Here is a 16,886-nt window from a genome sequence, read left to right as displayed (position 1 = left end):
AACGGTTAATTATTAAGGGTTAATTATTAAGGGGATTCCTGCCTTAGTATTTATTTTCAGAGCTGGCAATCACATTTGTTGAAAATTGATATTTGAATATTGAGTATTGTTTATGCTACATCCATTTGCCGGACAACTTTAACAGAATTTCGGATTTTACTTAGCTTCGCCTTGTACTTATAATTACTTGAAAAAGTCCATTACCAGAATGTTAATTTCTTAGGGAATTAGCATAAAAAGGTATGGACTTTCTATCTTTGCCGAAAATATAAAGGCACTTTAAATTAACTGGCCTGTTATTTTATGTTCCTGTATTTCAATCATTCAAAATCATAAAATGTCTAAAGTCCTTATCATTGGTGCCGGAGGTGTAGGAAGTGTTGTTGTACACAAATGCGCACTAAACAGCCATGTATTTACAGAAATTATGCTGGCAAGCCGTACCAAGGCTAAATGCGATAAAATAGCAGCAGAAGTAAAAGAAATGCATGGTGTGAGTATTCAGACTGCTCAGGTTGATGCTGATATTGTTGCAGAAACTATTTTATTAATCAAAAGATTTCAGCCTAAGTTGCTGATCAACGTAGCATTGCCTTACCAGGATCTTACGATCATGGAAGCTTGCCTGGCAACAGGGGTTCATTATCTTGACACGGCTAATTACGAACCGAAAGATGTTGCCAAGTTTGAATACAGCTGGCAATGGGCTTACCAGGAACGTTTCAAAGAAGCTGGCCTGATGGCTTTATTAGGTTGTGGTTTTGATCCGGGTGTGACTCAGGTGTATACGGCATATGCCAACAAACATCATTTTGATGAAATGCATTATCTTGATATCGTTGATTGTAATGCAGGTGATCATGGAAAAGCATTCGCCACTAATTTCAATCCAGAGATTAATATACGTGAGATAACGCAGCCAGGCCGCTATTGGGAAAATGGCGAATGGGTAGAAATTCCTGCGATGTCTATTCATAAGCCAATTGATTATCCCGGGATTGGCCCGAAAGAAAGTTACGTCCTTTATCATGAGGAGCTTGAATCGCTGGTAAAAAATTTCCCAACCCTGAAACGGGCCAGATTTTGGATGACTTTTGGACAAGCCTATATTACACATTTGAACGTTCTTGAAAACGTTGGTATGACTAGTATCCACCCGATCAAATTCCAGGGAATAGATGTTATTCCGCTTGAATTCTTGAAAGCTGTTCTCCCCGCACCGGATTCATTGGGAGAAAACTATTCCGGTCAAACCTCAATCGGCTGCCAGATAAAAGGCATTCAAAATGGTGAAGAAAAAACATATTACGTTTGGAATAACTGCGATCATGCAGAATGTTACCGTGAAGTAAAAGCACAGGCTGTAAGTTACACAACTGGCGTTCCGGCCATGATTGGTGCTATGCTAATGCTGACCAATGAAGAATGGCTGAAACCGGGTGTCTGGAATGTTGAAGAATTGAATCCTGACCCTTTTATGGATCTTCTGAACCAACACGGCTTACCCTGGAACGAGCTTATAAACGAAGCGCTTCCTCACGAATATCCTGCCTGATACGATACAAAATATTTAAAGAAAAACCGTTGCCAGATTTATAGGCAACGGTTTTTCTTTGTTATGTATTTTCACTTAATCTGGTTTCGATATATGATAATATTGAATTAAAATCATCGGGCTGGAACCAATGAAAATCACCCTGATGCTTGAACCATGTCAATTGGCGCTTCGCATATCTTCTTGAATTCTGCTTAAGAATCCGGACCATTTCCTTCTCATTGTACAGTCCGTCGAGAAATCCATATACCTCTTTATAACCAACCGTTTGTAATGCGTGGTGTAACCTAAAAGGAGCCAATTCCTTCGCTTCCTCCACCAGGCCCTGCATAAGCATTAAATCCATGCGGGAATCAATACGTTGGTATAAATCAGACCTTTCCCTATCTATTGCCATCAGTATTTGCTTAAATGGCCGCTGTGACCTGTTTTTTTGCTGATAGGCTGAAATTGGAATTCCGGTAGTATGAAATACTTCCAATGCTCTTACTACACGCTGAGGATTGACAATTTCTGTGCTATTGGCAAAATCAGGATCAATGCTTTTTACCTCTCCCTGTAATTTTCCCAATCCCTCTTCTTTAAGACGTTGTGTAAGCGATTCTCTTAATCCAGGTAAAGGTGCAGGCAAGAAGTCCAGCCCTTCGGAAACTGCTTTTATATAAAAACCTGAACCACCAGTCAGAATTACACAATCATACTTTTCAAACAAACTTTGTAACAATATTAAAACATCCCGTTCGTAATCTCCTGCACTGTATGTTTCCTTAATAGAATGTGAATTAATAAAATAATGCTCAATACTTTCCAGATCTTTTTGATCCGGCTTAGCTGTTCCAATATTTAGTTCTTTAAAAATCTGACGCGAATCTGCGGATATAATGACCGTTTTTAAAGCTTTTGCTAACCGAATGGAAAGGTCAGTTTTTCCAACCGCCGTAGGCCCCGCCAGAATGATCAGGTATTTTTCTTTGCTATTTGGCATTCTGCACTTTTTATATGAATTTTAGTTGCTACAAAAATAAAGATCATGGACGCCAACACACTATTTTTTTTTATTATCTCACTTTGTATTGGCGGAGGTTTAGGCGCAACAGGTTATTACTATTTTTCAAATCGCAATCCCAAAACTGCGGATACGAAACTGGAAGCTACTGTATTAGTCGAAAGAATTGAAAAAGTTTTCAAGGTAGTTATGGCCGAAGGATATTTTACAGAGATTTATAATTATCAGGATGAAAAAAGTATCTGGAATCTGATAAATGATAAAAAGAAGGCTCTTATCATTGCCAAAGCGAAAGTACTGGTTGGCTACGATTTCGGAAAAATGCGTTATCATATTTCTGAAGTTGACAAGAAAATGATCATCGACTTTTTTCCAGAACCAGAAATCCTTTCAATAGATACCGATTACAAGTTTTACGATATTGAACAAGGATGGCTAAATCGTTTTCAAAGTGATGATTACACAGCCATATTGAACGAAGCTAAACAAACGATGAATGATAAAGCATTGCAAAGTGATCTGCCTCGTATTGCTACAAATCAGGTCCAACTGATGATGTTTCAGCTTGCTTCGACGATGAACTGGAAAATCGATTTGCAATTACCTGATTCTAATAAAAAAGAACTCGGTCACTATTCAAATTATAAACCAACAGATGCAGGAGTTGATTCTTTAGATTTGGAAACAGATTAGAAAATATTTTGTGTATTTTGTGAAATAATAAAATATAATTTCGTCAATATTCATTTTACCTGCGTATATACTATTTTACAAATACTTACTTTTTTCACTATCTAAACGTTTAACAATTATGTTCAAAAAATTATTATTAGTTGCTTGGGTTTGCGTAGCATTGTTTTTAGTGAATTGCAAGGGCGATGACGGAGCAGTTGGCCCAAAAGGTGATACAGGTGCTACCGGCCCTACAGGACCAGCCGGACCTGCAGGTGCAGATGGTGCTAGCGATACTACAGGAAGTGTTGGATCAGTTATTTATTCCTTTGGTGAGGTTACTGCGGACACCGGCAGATATGTATTCGGTTTCGATGAATTAACTGCCGATGATGAAGAATTTATCGACGCATCCACGATTCAGGTCTTTGCAAAAAGTGGGGGGTTATGGTGGCCTTTACCAGGCAATGTAGAATTCGAGAAGGGCTTCAGTACTTTTAGCTATGCTTATGGTGTAGAGAATTCCCAATTTTTAGTCTACTTGTATTCAACCAATTGGTCAGAAGACCAGGATACAGCACCAACCCGAATTTTAGATGATCTTCGGTTAGTATTAATCCCAGGTGTAGTTAGAAATGTAAGATCCAACGCTAACGTTAACTGGAAGAATTATGATCAAACCATAGCTGCACTTGGTTTAAATGAAACCAATGTTAAGAAATTAGACTATAGCGCGAAACAAGGATACCAAAAACTAATGGCTTCGAAGATTATTAGATAATATTTAATCAACAGAAAGTTTTAAAAGGCTCAGAAAACCACTTATGTGGAATATTCTGAGCCTTTAATTATTATATTCAGGATACGTTTAAAAAAATAGGGCTGGCAACAATGTTACCAGCCCTAAATTATACCAAATTATTTTACAATTAATATTCCCAAAGGCCGTGTTCCAGTTCCATTAATTCCTGCTCGTAATTCAAAGATTTTATAAGTGCCTCTTTGTCTCCTCCATAAATATCCAGAAATGCCCTGTCGTTTGCATTGGAGTATTTCGTTATTCTTCCGTAAAAAAGACGCAGGTCAAATGCATCAGCCAGATTTTTGTTCTGAGCCGTATTATGCGTGTTGTACCAGATATATTTCTTAGGATCACTGCGGAATAAACGCTCTACATCCTTATAACGGAACGAAGCTACCGGCAATTCCAAACCTGTTGCAGTTTGTTCTGATGGAAGAACTATTGAAAGAGTCTGAATGTCATTATACAAACGTGATCTCTTTTTATCAAAAGTCCAGTCTTCCTTCACTTCCAAAATAGACAACTGATCCGGAAAGTATTCTTCTTCGGTAGCAGCTAACTGCTGAGTCTGAAAAGTATCAACAGGAGCCGCTTCTACGACAGGAGCTTCAACCTTAGCGTCTTTTGCACCTTTTTTCTTGGTAGATTTCTTTTTAGGTGGTCCCCAACCATCGTCTGCTGCTGCAACTTCTTCTTTTTTAGGGTCTTTTTTGGTATTTCCCCATCCGTCATCCGTAGTTGTATTAGCTTGTTTGGCTGCCTCTGGCTTTGGCTTATTTCCCCAGCCATCATCCGCTGCGGCGGCGGGAGTCCCAAATCCAGCTGCAATTTCTTCAGCAGATAAACCCGCCGTTTGGTTTGGAATTAGTATCCTTTTATGAATTTCCTGGGAAGTTAGTTTAACCGTGCAAGAATCATTTGAATATGCATCGATCAACCCTGCTTTCGCAGCATCCATCAAATAACGGGTGATCTCGTTATTTTTAGAAAACATGGAAATATTCTGTTTCTCTTTAAGATCGACTCTTCTCCACAATGTCCTTTTCATCATGATATCTTCATCACCAATCGGACGCGAAGAAAAACGATTTTCAGTCGAATCAATTTTTTCCTGAGCAAGAGCAGCACTATGTCCTATTGATAATGCCAACAGTGACCATGCAATTGTTTTTCCGTTCATTCTTATCATAGCTTCTAGTGTTCTATATGCTTAGCAACGAATATTGATCGAAACTTAGTATAATGTAACCTGGCGAATTGGACTTCCCATTTCAACTTCCGTTACAGCTCCTTTAAAATTTTGGCGTTCTACTTTTATTACTGTAACCACGTATCTGTCACCAGGTTGTGCCTGCTGAGCTAGAGAAGATATAGAACCACCGGCACCGTTCATAGTTACGCCTCCGATTCTTCTGTTTCCCCGGGCTAAAGAAACTTCTATCTGGGCAACTCTGAACCTTGCATCCGCAGGAGAAAAATTCTTGAAACTTTCATCAGGAATGGCAGCAACCTGAATACTTCTGGCTCCGGAAGCAGGAGTTCCTTTTCTTTCATCAAAAACTGCACCGTTAACTCTTATTTCCAACGTTGGTTTAGGAACCCGGTTAACCCTGAACGGATCTGAACCAAGAACACTACCACCATTGCTTACGGTAATATTCAGTGATGATTTACTTGGCACTATTGTAAACTTGCCTTTTTCACCGCTGTTAATTATTTCACCACCGTCAGTTGAGAAACTTGGTGCCCAAAGAGCTCCAAGCGCAGGACTCTGAATACTTAGTTTATTAGCACAACCCAGATACAATGGAGGTAAAGTACCAGTCTCAATCTGATAAGAAGGTTTCACTACAAAATATTCCTGTGTCATCCTATAAGTAGTATCTTTTCCGGCGGGTGTAGTAATTCTGATTTCACCAGTTAAGGACCTTTTAGCAATTCCTTCGGCATTGTATCCACCACCCTGTGCAGTAAACTCGATTAATCCAACACCATTCTCTACTTTAATTGCACCGCCATTCAAACTCATCCGAGGCGTAATTCCTGAAGAAGATGCCGCAATAAACATTTGACCTTTAAATTTGGTACCAGCTACAACTGTTTTTGCATCAGCGCTAACCATGGCCAAAACTCGGTCAAACTTAATATCTGCTGCTCCTACTTTACTTGCCAGATAGTTCAAAACTTCACTTTCCATTCTGCGAATGTCAGTTTGTTTTTGGCTCAATACTGCCAAAGCAGCTGCAACCGGTGTTTCAGCAAAGTTCAGTTCAGCAAAGTCTTTGTTTTTCTGGTCTCTGCTGTCTTTGGCAATCGGATCATCTTTACCATCCATTGCAAGTGGCAAAAATTGAGTAGGTGAAAGTTTGTTCAGTTCCGAAGTATAGCCATTAAGACTTTGTTTCAGCTTGTAAGCTTTCCCGTTTTTTTGCCCTCCTACCATCATTTCACCAACTTTGGCTTCTTCCTGAGGATTTTTAATTGCACCTTCTTCATTCAATCCCGCACCAGCTTGTGCGATGATTTCCTGTTTCAATGCATTCAACTCATTAATGATACCCGAAGAGGTTTTGCGTACTTCATCTGCCTGTTTCATAACTGCAATATCGGATGCACGGTTACCCGATTTCTCAACAGCAGCTTTAATTTTTAATACCGTCTCCTGGTTTATTCTATCGGCCGCTCCGGAAGAAAGTTCCAAAGAATTATTCAGAAGTATGAATTTTTCGATAATGGCTGAACTTACCTGTAATGCGAGCATTGCAGTAAGTACCAGATACATCATTCCAATCATCTTTTGACGGGGTGTTTCTTTTCCACCTGCCATATTGTTCAGTAATCAGTTATCAGTGATAAAATAATTTTATAGTAACAATAAATAGCGGTTCGAGCCGGTTTATTTATTGATTATGAAGATACTATGAATTGCCGCGCATTGCAGTTAACATATTACCATATATGCCATTAAGAGAAGAAATATTAGTTGTTAACTTATTCATCTCATTTTTAAATACCTGCGATTCTTTTGTAGCATCGGCCATATTCTCCATAGCAGCAGTAAGGTTGCCATAAAAAGCATTCATGGCTTTCAGGTGTTTGGTAGTATCCTGCAATTCTAATTCATAAACTGCATTCAATGCACCCATATTCTTAGTAATTTGCTGAAACTGATCACGATATGATTGAGCATCCTTAGTTGCATCTGCCATTGAAGTCATAGCATTGATGGCAACTCCGTAAGATTTGTTCATATCATTGATAGATGCAGAAGCTGACTTTACGTTTTTCGCATAGTCATTGGTTGCAACAGTAGCATCTGTAAGATCAGACATTTTACCTATAGTATCAGAAAGGTTTTTGAAACCTTTTCCTAAACTATCGAAAACATCCGGAGATATTTTAGCACTATCAAGCAGGTTATCCAGTTTAGCAGTAATACCACTTCCGGATGCAGATACTGCACGGCTAATTGCCGGTCCTTTGTAATCATCGTCCAGTTCAGGATATACGCGCGTCCAGTCCGGCTCAGTATCAACAGGCTTGGAAATTGTCTGGATTGCATACAATAAGAAAATAATAACCTCTGTACCCAAACCCAGCGTTAGCATTTCGCTACCTCCATCCCAGTGTTGAATTTTAAATAATGCTCCTAAAATAACGACGGCAGCACCGGCGCTGTATATTGTTGGTACTAGTTTATCCCATACAAAACTAGGTCCGCTATTCTTAGCCATACGAATTCAAATCGGTTACAGTGAAAAATTGTTTGTTATAAAAGTTAATTAGAGAAGGCCGTAAAAAAGAAGCAGTGTCTGAAACACCGCACTTCTTTTTTATCAAATATTCTAACGGCGACGGGCACGTGCACCACCACGATCATTTACATTATCCATTACGCAGCGGAATCCAATAAAAGCACGCCTTTCTGTTTCATATTCAAAACTACGTGTTCCGGTCTGAAGATAATAAGCAATATCTTTCCATGAACCGCCTTTTACGACTTTGCGGGGCTCATCAGGATTATCATATCTTGGGTTCATATCCCAAACAATAGCGGTAGCATTATCAGTATAAGCATCAGAAGTCCACTCTGCTACGTTTCCAGCCATATTATATAAACCGAAATCATTAGGATTATATGCATTGGCAGGACCAGTATAAGGATATCCATCGGCATCATAATTACCTCTTTGCGGTTTGAAGTTAGCAAGGAAACAACCCTTTGCATTCATAGTATATGGATTTCCCCAAGGATATTTGGCAACGGCACGTCCGCCTCTTGCAGCCCATTCCCATTCCGCTTCTGTTGGTAACCTGAAACCGGTAGAATTAAACTGTCCTTCCTGGTTTTGAAAATCATGTAATAAGTTGGTGCGCCATTTAGAAAAATACTGGGCTCCCTGCCAGCTAACACCCACTACCGGATATGTATCAAAACCAGGATGCTGATAGTAATATTCTACAAAAGGATCACCGTTTGAGTAAGCAAAATCTTTTTTCCAGGCAGTTGTGTCCGGATAATATTTTGACATGATTTCTTCTTCGCCCAATACCGAAACAGAGTCAACAAGAAGGGCATTAACAAACTGGCGATACTCATTATTGGTGATTTCTGTATCATCCATATAGAATGAGCTAATAGTAACCCTGCGGTTCATATTATTCATCGAAGAAGCAATATCTTCATCCGCCTGGCCCATAATAAAGGAACCTGATGGTATTACCACCATTCCGGCCGGCGTAGTTTGTTTAAATCCTTTACGGGCGGTAGCTGTAATCTCTCCGTTTTGAACACCGCTTTCTTCCTTTCCTCCCTTGCCAAACTTACTTTTAATAAATCCGCAACTTTGCATGAGCATAAGAGCGGCTACCAAAAGCAGACTTTTGACTCCATCCCGATAGAACACTTTCACATTCATAGTGGTTTTGTAAAAAATTTGAGTAATAAATGTTAGCCTAAAAACGTCGGCAGTTTGTATATAGTATACTTGAAATAAAAACAAAAGTAACAATCTGAAACCACAGCTTTCCAATACATATCTAAGGAAGCCGAGCTATTTTCGAAACTTTTACCAAGCTAATCGTCTTAACGTAGCAAAATGAACAATTGATATAATACTCCAATATTTTACAAATATAAATTAAGTTTCCCAATCTGACGGATAGTAATTAATAACTGTCAAACAAAAAAAATATAAATTAACAAGCCTGGAAGCATTATTTAAACTATAACCAGATAAATTATAACTGTATTCAGATAAACATTACTACAAATTAAAATCTGAACCGCGGAGTGCGTATGATTGTCTTTTTTCCAAATTTAGGAGATGGTAAAGCATACGATAACATTACCTCGAAAGATGAAGGTGCCTTAGTCTTATTGCCTCCAATTACCAGATCATAAGCGCCTGACAATCTTAATGATTGATCCGTTAACAGATACACCCCGCCCATAATAATAAAAAATGCATCCTGCTGTCTGTAGGTACCGCCAACCCAATACCGTTTATTATAGGTAACTGTTGCACCACCTTCTACCGAATAAGTGGATATATCAGATTTCACCAAAACAATCGGCTGTATATCAAGCAAATAACCCAATTCAATATTTACTCCTGCATTGAAATATAAAGTTCTTGGCAATGGATTAGTGCCTGTTTCGCTTCCCAGCTGGTATTTTGGCTTTAACAAATGATTTAATGAAAGCCCTACATGAAATGTTTCATTTTCAAAACGTGCACCAACTGCGAAATCCGGATTTATTTCCGAAATAACCCCGGTAAGTATCAAAGGGTCATCAGGATCAACTGCTCTTAACTTTCCATAATCAATTGATTGTCTGAACAATCCCGCACTGGCTCCCAATTGTAAATTGCCACCAAGCACAGGCAAATGATAGGAAGCCGAAATTTTAAAATCCTGATCTGTTCTTGGACCGCTTTTGTCATTTAATGCATAAAAACCAATTCCAAAGTTTTTGATCGGCATGCTAAAAGAAAACAACTGTGTTGAAAGCGAACCACCTTCATCGACAGGGTTAGTTCCCTGATATCCTGAGTATTGTGTTCTATGTGTTAATTGGAACTGAGTCAATCCACCAGCTCCCGCAGCCGCAGGATTGAGATAAAGCTGATTTAATGAAAACAAACTGAACTGAGCATCTTTTTGAGCAATGGCACTGGATGATATAAGTATTAATATAGCAAGCAGCCGGTTCCATTTAATATTCTGAATGATAAACTTCAATATCATGCCGGTAGGTTGGGTTTAAAAATCACTCGTAATTTTCGGTTAATTTAATAACGCATATTGCTCAAAAAAATTGATAAATCAACAAAAAAGGCCAGGAAATTTTCCTGGCCTTTTTTATGGAAGCAGTCATGCTAAGCATTGTTTGCTTTCTTGATGTATAACTCTAACGCTCCTGTCATGGATGGTGCATTAGGTAATGGGGCCTGAATGTCAAGTACTAAACCTGCATTTTCGACAGCTTTAGCAGTAGTTGGCCCAAACGCAGCGATGCGTGTTGCATTCTGCTTGAAATCAGGAAAATTATCAAATAAGGATTTAATACCGGACGGGCTAAAAAAGGCGATTATATCATAAAATACCTCTGTAAGATCAGAAAGATCCGCTGAAACAGTCTGATACATGGTAGCCTCTGTGAAGTGAAATTCCTCAGTATCAGCAAACTCAGGGATATCGTTTTTACGAACGTCTGAACATGGATAAAGAAATTTCTCTTTTTTGTGCTTACGCATCAATTCAATAAGCTCGACCGCTGTTTTAGTGCCGGCAAATATTTTACGCTTGCGGATCACAATGTACTTTTGAAGATAATTAGCTGTCTGCTCTGAAATACAAAAGTATTTCATCGTTGCAGGCACTTCTATTCTTCCTTCAGTACAAATTCTAAAAAAATGATCAATAGCATTACGGCTGGTAAAAATAACAGCCGTGTGATCGAGTATAGCAATTTTTTGTTTCCGGAATTCCTTGTAGGAAACACCGTCAATTTGGATAAAGGCACGAAAATCTACTTTGATATTATACTTACGTGCTAATTCAAAATAAGGAGAATTTTCGTCTGCTGGTCTGGACTGACTAACCAATAGACTAGTAACTTTAGTCAACCGATCCTGATCAAATTTGATAGTTTCACTCATGTATAATCTCCATTAGTTATTCCCACATGTAATCTGTTGACTTATAGAGCAAACTTTATGCCAATGATCAGCGGGATTATTTCTATGACGCAAAGGTACGAAAATAAATACAGATTAATAAGCGTGCCCGGTGGCTTACTTACGAAGTAAAGCACAAGAAATCTTGCAATGTAAAAGATAAGGAACGGTACAAGAAAAAATGACTTTACCGAATTGAGCCACATAGGGCTATTGAAGCTTAGCATAAAAACAAGAAGAAATATCGCTACATAAAACAGGTAGGATGATTGTATTATTTTTATAAACAGCACATCTACCAGTTTGTCCAGATTAAGCATATTCCCTACCATTACCATCAATATGAATTTAAAGTAAAACAGTAAAAAAAGATTGTTGAGAGAATAAAAAAATCTCCAAGCAACTGAAATGTATTGGATTTTTCTGAAAGAATAATGTTTACAGAAAATACATTAAGTTTATTGGAAGACAGAAATAACAGCGTAAAGCTGGTGAGCATGGATACAATGATAACAAAGAAAATAATGCTGCTGCTGTAGGGTTTATTTAACTTGGAAAGCTGGTCCCGCGGATCATTTTTTAACAGTTCTACCGGATTAATAAGCCTGATAAATGCAAGCGGATTTACATTAAAAATCCAGGCATTGAGGATCAGGATAATAACCATTGCAAAAATCGCAAAATTACGAAATGGCGAAAAGGCAATAGGTTTTATATTAATGATATTGGAAGAAGCACTCTCAATAATTCCTGCATCATTCCGTTTCCTTTCATTGCATAGGAGCAAGTTTTTGTCGTCTATACCAGGACTTCCATAAACTGTCAGCAGTAATTCGTCTTTTTTATAAATCTTGTAAAGACTGTCTACGTCCATTTTAACCCATTGTTCCTGAGTTATTTCCTTTTGAAGAGTACCCTCGATAAATAAATAGTTCCTTGTTTCTGTTTTTAACAAGAGACTATATCTCCTGTTTTTAATCAAATCAATGTAAACACTTACATATCTTGAACTTTCATCAATTTCCTGGGAAAAAGGAACATAGTTTTTGTACTGGTCGCTATAAACCAGCCAGTCATTCTGATAATTATAAATTGGGAAAAATTGTTCGGGTGGAGTTGACCTGGTATCAGCATGAGCGCGAAAGCCCACCAAAACCAGTGCTAAATTAAAAGCCCAAAAAAGAATTAAAGAAATGGACTTCATGGTATAAAAAAGGGCGGAGTTTCCTCAGCCCTCTTCATATAATTTTTAGTTATAGCTATTATTTTTTACCTAAAGCAATAAGCATTGTTTCACCAATTAATGCAGGAGATTCAGCAACAAATATTCCAGACTCCTTCATGATCCTTATTTTAGCTTCTGCAGTATCGTCTGCACCACCAATGATAGCACCGGCATGTCCCATACGACGCCCTTTCGGAGCAGTCTGACCAGCAATGAAACCAACAACAGGTTTTTTATTTCCGGTAGATTTCACATAAGCAGCTGCTTCAGCTTCCATACTTCCTCCAATTTCACCAATCATTACAATAGCCTCGGTTTCAGGATCATTCATCAAAAGCTCAACAGCTTCTTTTGTTGTTGTTCCGATGATCGGATCACCTCCGATACCAATAGCTGTTGTTTGTCCAAGTCCTGCACGTGTAAGCTGATCCACAGCTTCGTACGTAAGTGTACCTGATTTAGAAACAAGCCCAATTGTTCCTTTTTTGAATATAAAACCTGGCATGATACCAACTTTACATTCTTCTGCAGTGATAACTCCCGGACAGTTTGGTCCGATTAGACGGCAATTTTTACCTTTCAAATATGCCTTTACCTGCATCATATCTTTTGTAGGGATACCTTCGGTAATACAAACAATAACGCCAATACCAGCATCAGCAGCTTCCATAATGGCATCAGCAGCAAAGGCTGGTGGAACAAATATGATTGAAACATCTGCACCGGTAGCACGTACTGCCAAGTCTACTGTATTAAAGACAGGTCTTTCTAAATGTGAAAGTCCACCTTTCCCGGGAGTTACCCCACCTACGAGATTAGTGCCATATTCAATCATTTGCTGGGCATGAAAAGAGCCTTCAGAACCCGTAAATCCCTGAACTATAACCTTAGAATTTTTATTAACTAAAACGCTCATGTTGGTAAATCAGTTTTTTTGGTAAAAGTAGGACGAAAAGCACGAAGTAGCAAAATGTAACCAGAATTTGTAAATTGCTTTTTTGATATTCTTGGGCCATATTCATAGATATGCTTACTAATCCTCATATATTTTCTAACCTGATACTCAGCCTGACCGGTGCATTTATTTTTTATAAATATTACAATCTGCAACCTTTAACAAACCGGTTGTTATGGGGATTTTTTTTATTACCTATATCCGTTAATGCATTGGTTGAATTGTTTGTATTTGCAGGATTGGATATTTCAGACAATTTGCAAAATATTATACGTGACAGTGAAAGGACATTAGGTGCAGTGTGTCTTGTATCGGCATCATGGTGCGTAATTATGCGTTATGAAGCTAAAAATTTAATGCTGTTTTCAACGATTTCTTTAGGTCTGCTACTTTTATTCTGTATTACCTGGTACCATGTGCAGTTTATGGGCCTGATCATACAGCCATTTTGTATTATCGTAACCTTGTTGATTTCTTGTCTCGGGCTAGGTAATAAACAAAAAAGTGCATTATGGGTGATTGTTTCGATGACGCTGCTTGCCCTTTCGACAAAATCCCATAGAATACCTTTACCAATGGATCCTATTGATATCAACCGTTACATGACTGTATTGGCAGTAATTTGCTTTGGAAATGCCATCAGGGATGAATATAAAATACTTTTTTAAAATTTTGTTTTTCAAACAAATGTTAATGCGTTATTATTTTAGTGAGCCATCTGTTAAATTGCACGAGTTATTTAAAACAAAACAAGTTTACTTATATTAAAATATGAAAAGGATCAAGTCCAGCGTATTATTTCTTGCTTCGATAATGGCTTTGGGAGCTGTTACAACAAGCTCGTTAACCGCAAAATCACTTGCTGTTAAGTCAGAAGTAAATGACACAAAGCAAGAAAAAGTGATCGTTATAAAAGGAAGTGATGCCATGCAGTTCGACCTTAAAGAGATAAAAGTAAAGGCAGGACAAAAGGTAAAACTTACTCTGACACATTCTGGGAAACTAGCTAAGGCAGCAATGGGTCACAATTTTGTTTTGTTAAAACCAGGTGTTGATGTAGCCGCTTTTGGCTCGAAGGCAGCAGCAGCCAGAGAAACTGAATACATTCCAAAATCAGAAGAAGCCAACATCATTGCGCATACCAAACTTGTGGGTGGCGGAGAAAGCGATACCATCACTTTTACAGCACCAAAAAAAGGGACTTATACTTACATATGCAGCTTCCCTGGCCATTATGCTTTAATGAAAGGTACTTTCATTGTTGAATAATTGCTAAAAACTTAATTATAGAAAAGGAGCCTGAATAAATCAGGCTCCTTTTTTGTGTCCATACTTTCTAAGTTTTGGATATTTTATCAAAATTACAAGCAGTTAAATCTCAGACAGCTGCTTATCAATTAATTGAATAATTTCCGGACTGTCCCATTGGGAAGCTCCGATTTCCTGAGCCAGAATTTTTCCTTTATAAATAATATAAGTCCGGGGGATTGCATTACCATCCAATGCGGCAGGATATACGCCGGTAAAGCGGTAAAAAGGAAGCTGATATCCTTTCCGGGCTATAAAAGGATTTACAGTTTCAGAATCTTCATCAGATATAATATAAAATGCAACTTTCTGATGTTCTTTGTATTTATCATATAACTTCTGTATTCCGGGCATCTCCATATTGCAAGGTCCGCACCATGTAGCCCAAACATTCATAAATATCAGCTTGTCTTGGTCCATTGCTACAGACTGGCCTTCCAGATCTGTCAGCGATGAAATATAAACACCATCATTGGCTTCAACAGGAGCAACCGGACTCAATGATGTTTCATTCTCATTGTCAGCAGGCTTAAAAAATGCCAGATATATAGCAACCGACGCAATGATGATCACTCCTAAAATTAAAATTTTTTCGAAACAGCAGTCATTTTTATTTGTATATTTTAATCTGGTTTATTAAAGTATTCCACGCTGTAAAAATAGATATATTTAACAAATGTAATGACTATGGTTTTCAGGCAGAGGAATTTGTTTTTGTTCCTGAATCATTTTGAATACTTTTATGCCATTCAAAGAAATTCCTACTACTTTTTCGTACATGAAAAACAGTTTTATTACCATTTTTTCAATAGCCACACTATTTCTTTCCAAACCTGGTTTTACGCAACGATCAGCAGCCGAGTACTTTGAAGAGGGCAATACCATTGCATCTAAGGGCGATTTTTCCGGAGCATTAAAGGCATATAGTACTGTTATTGAGATGAGCCCGCAGCATGCTCCGAGTTATTTTAACAGAGGACTGGCAAAAGCAAATTTAAAAGATCACCGCGGAGCAATTTTAGATTACGATCAGGCTATCGAAATCAATCCAAAGGTTGCATTATATTATCAAAGTCGCGGTGTCAGTAAAAGTTTGCAGGATGATTTTCAGTCTGCCTTAATGGATTATACCAAAGCGATTGAGCTTAACCCCGAAGATCCAAAGGCATATTATAATCGTGGTGTAAGCTACGCCAAACTTCACAAACACCGTAATGCTTTGCTGGATCTGGATCAGGCATTAATATTAAATCCTGATGAAATTGCAGCGCTTTATGCCAGAGGAAACTGCAAACAGGATTTACAGGAATATGCAGGTAGTCTCGCTGATTTTTCCAGAGTAATTGAACTAAGCCCAAAACGGGTTGGTGCGTATGCAGGCAGAGGCACGGCTAAAATGGAGCTGGGTGATTATCAGGGAGCTATAACTGATTTTACAAAAGCTATTGAGCTAAGCCCGCAGGATGCTTCTTTCTATAGTAAAAGAGGATTTGCAAAAAATAAAATTGATGATTTCAAAGGTGCTGCTATCGACTTTGAAAAAACGATACAGACTGATCCTGAAAACTATGAGGCATATTATGGCAGAGGATTCTCCAAAAGTAAACTAAATGACCATCACGGAGCTATAGCAGACCTTACCAAAGCGATCGAATTAAAAAACAGCTATGTCGGTGACCCTAAAAAAATAGTGTACGCAGGCAAAATAAACCGGGAAGTATTGGACAAGCTTCGTAATGAAGTTAAAGAACGCGTTAAAATTGACAATCTTACGAACGAACGTACAGAAGCGTATTTCATGAGGGGTATAAGCAAGGCAGCGACCGGAGATAGTAAAGCCGCTATTCTGGACTTAACTGCTGCAATTGAATTAGACCCGACTTATACAAATGCCTACTTTTCACGCGCAATGATCAGGTCTTCCAACGGCGATCAGATGGGAGCTGTTCTGGATTTTACCAGCTCAATAAAATTACGTTCTGATTATCCTGAGGCTTATTATTTGAGAGGAATTCTTAAAAATAGTCTCGGACAGACAAATGATGGATGTCTTGATCTGAGTAAGGCAGGAGAACTTGGTTACTCGCAGGCTTATAAGGTAATTAGTACTTATTGTGCTTCCAATTAAACCAAAAGGAGAGGAAAAACGATTTAATAGTTTATCCTCTCCTTTTATCCG

General features: G+C 38.3%; 17 protein-coding genes. 6 read left to right on the top strand and 11 right to left on the bottom strand.

What is annotated here, in order from left to right:
* Positions 1-322: 322 nt before the first annotated feature.
* Positions 323-1,555, top strand: coding sequence for a saccharopine dehydrogenase family protein (locus tag KZC02_RS21150; protein WP_255637491.1), 1,233 nt, complete (start codon positions 323-325; stop codon positions 1,553-1,555).
* Positions 1,556-1,616: 61 nt separating this feature from the next.
* Here the strand turns inward: KZC02_RS21150 and miaA are convergent, their stop codons facing one another.
* Complete coding sequence (gene miaA, locus KZC02_RS21145; protein ID WP_221390512.1) at positions 1,617-2,540, bottom strand: tRNA (adenosine(37)-N6)-dimethylallyltransferase MiaA; 924 nt, start codon at positions 2,538-2,540, stop codon at positions 1,617-1,619.
* Between the two features lie 45 nt (positions 2,541-2,585).
* On the opposite strand from miaA, the gene KZC02_RS21140 reads away from it, so the two are divergent.
* On the top strand, positions 2,586-3,254 hold the full coding sequence (locus KZC02_RS21140; RefSeq protein ID WP_221390511.1) for a DUF4230 domain-containing protein: 669 nt from the start codon (positions 2,586-2,588) through the stop codon (positions 3,252-3,254).
* Between the two features lie 118 nt (positions 3,255-3,372).
* Positions 3,373-4,014, top strand: coding sequence for a collagen-like protein (locus tag KZC02_RS32755; RefSeq protein WP_221390510.1), 642 nt, complete (start codon positions 3,373-3,375; stop codon positions 4,012-4,014).
* Positions 4,015-4,162: 148 nt separating this feature from the next.
* Here the strand turns inward: KZC02_RS32755 and gldN are convergent, their stop codons facing one another.
* The 9 genes from gldN to sucD form a co-directional block, all read right to left on the bottom strand.
* On the bottom strand, positions 4,163-5,215 hold the full coding sequence (gene gldN / locus KZC02_RS21130; protein ID WP_221390509.1) for a gliding motility protein GldN: 1,053 nt from the start codon (positions 5,213-5,215) through the stop codon (positions 4,163-4,165).
* A 54-nt stretch (positions 5,216-5,269) separates the two neighbouring features.
* Complete coding sequence (gldM, locus tag KZC02_RS21125; RefSeq protein ID WP_221390508.1) at positions 5,270-6,862, bottom strand: gliding motility protein GldM; 1,593 nt, start codon at positions 6,860-6,862, stop codon at positions 5,270-5,272.
* 91 nt (positions 6,863-6,953) lie between these two features.
* Positions 6,954-7,769 carry a gliding motility protein GldL gene (gldL, locus tag KZC02_RS21120; RefSeq protein ID WP_221390507.1) on the bottom strand — a complete coding sequence of 272 codons (816 nt, stop codon included), beginning with the start codon at positions 7,767-7,769 and terminating at the stop codon, positions 6,954-6,956.
* 111 nt (positions 7,770-7,880) lie between these two features.
* Entirely contained in the window at positions 7,881-8,954 is a 1,074-nt protein-coding gene (locus tag KZC02_RS21115) for an SUMF1/EgtB/PvdO family nonheme iron enzyme (RefSeq protein WP_221390506.1), read from the bottom strand.
* Between the two features lie 355 nt (positions 8,955-9,309).
* Positions 9,310-10,287: a type IX secretion system membrane protein PorP/SprF gene (locus KZC02_RS21110; protein WP_221390505.1), complete on the bottom strand. Its 978-nt coding sequence runs from the start codon at positions 10,285-10,287 to the stop codon at positions 9,310-9,312.
* 131 nt (positions 10,288-10,418) lie between these two features.
* The gene (locus tag KZC02_RS21105) at positions 10,419-11,201 is read right to left on the bottom strand and encodes a uroporphyrinogen-III synthase (protein WP_221390504.1); all 783 of its coding nucleotides are present in this window, start codon (positions 11,199-11,201) and stop codon (positions 10,419-10,421) included.
* A gap of 41 nt (positions 11,202-11,242) precedes the next feature.
* Positions 11,243-11,581 carry a DUF4271 domain-containing protein gene (locus KZC02_RS32040; RefSeq protein ID WP_229254408.1) on the bottom strand — a complete coding sequence of 113 codons (339 nt, stop codon included), beginning with the start codon at positions 11,579-11,581 and terminating at the stop codon, positions 11,243-11,245.
* Positions 11,557-12,423 carry a DUF4271 domain-containing protein gene (locus tag KZC02_RS21100; protein ID WP_229253710.1) on the bottom strand — a complete coding sequence of 289 codons (867 nt, stop codon included), beginning with the start codon at positions 12,421-12,423 and terminating at the stop codon, positions 11,557-11,559. The genes KZC02_RS32040 and KZC02_RS21100 overlap by 25 nt, the downstream gene beginning before the upstream one ends.
* Before the next feature lie 58 nt (positions 12,424-12,481).
* On the bottom strand, positions 12,482-13,360 hold the full coding sequence (gene sucD, locus KZC02_RS21095; RefSeq protein ID WP_221390503.1) for a succinate--CoA ligase subunit alpha: 879 nt from the start codon (positions 13,358-13,360) through the stop codon (positions 12,482-12,484).
* 110 nt (positions 13,361-13,470) lie between these two features.
* On the opposite strand from sucD, the gene KZC02_RS21090 reads away from it, so the two are divergent.
* Positions 13,471-14,067, top strand: coding sequence for a hypothetical protein (locus tag KZC02_RS21090; protein WP_229253709.1), 597 nt, complete (start codon positions 13,471-13,473; stop codon positions 14,065-14,067).
* 103 nt (positions 14,068-14,170) lie between these two features.
* Positions 14,171-14,668 (top strand): azurin, encoded by a 498-nt coding sequence (gene azu, locus KZC02_RS21085; protein ID WP_221390502.1) that lies wholly within the window; start codon positions 14,171-14,173, stop codon positions 14,666-14,668.
* 102 nt (positions 14,669-14,770) lie between these two features.
* Here the strand turns inward: azu and KZC02_RS21080 are convergent, their stop codons facing one another.
* Entirely contained in the window at positions 14,771-15,280 is a 510-nt protein-coding gene (locus KZC02_RS21080) for a TlpA disulfide reductase family protein (RefSeq protein WP_229253708.1), read from the bottom strand.
* Positions 15,281-15,485: 205 nt separating this feature from the next.
* Between KZC02_RS21080 and KZC02_RS21075 the strand changes: the two genes are divergently transcribed.
* Complete coding sequence (locus KZC02_RS21075) at positions 15,486-16,835, top strand: tetratricopeptide repeat protein (protein ID WP_221390501.1); 1,350 nt, start codon at positions 15,486-15,488, stop codon at positions 16,833-16,835.
* The last annotated feature ends 51 nt before the right edge of the window (positions 16,836-16,886 follow it).

It is taken from the genome of Dyadobacter sp. NIV53 (assembly GCF_019711195.1).
Taxonomy (GTDB): Bacteria; Bacteroidota; Bacteroidia; order Cytophagales; family Spirosomataceae; genus Dyadobacter.
The sequence above is the reverse complement of the archived record's forward strand: the minus strand, read 5'-3'. Positions and strand labels throughout refer to the sequence as shown.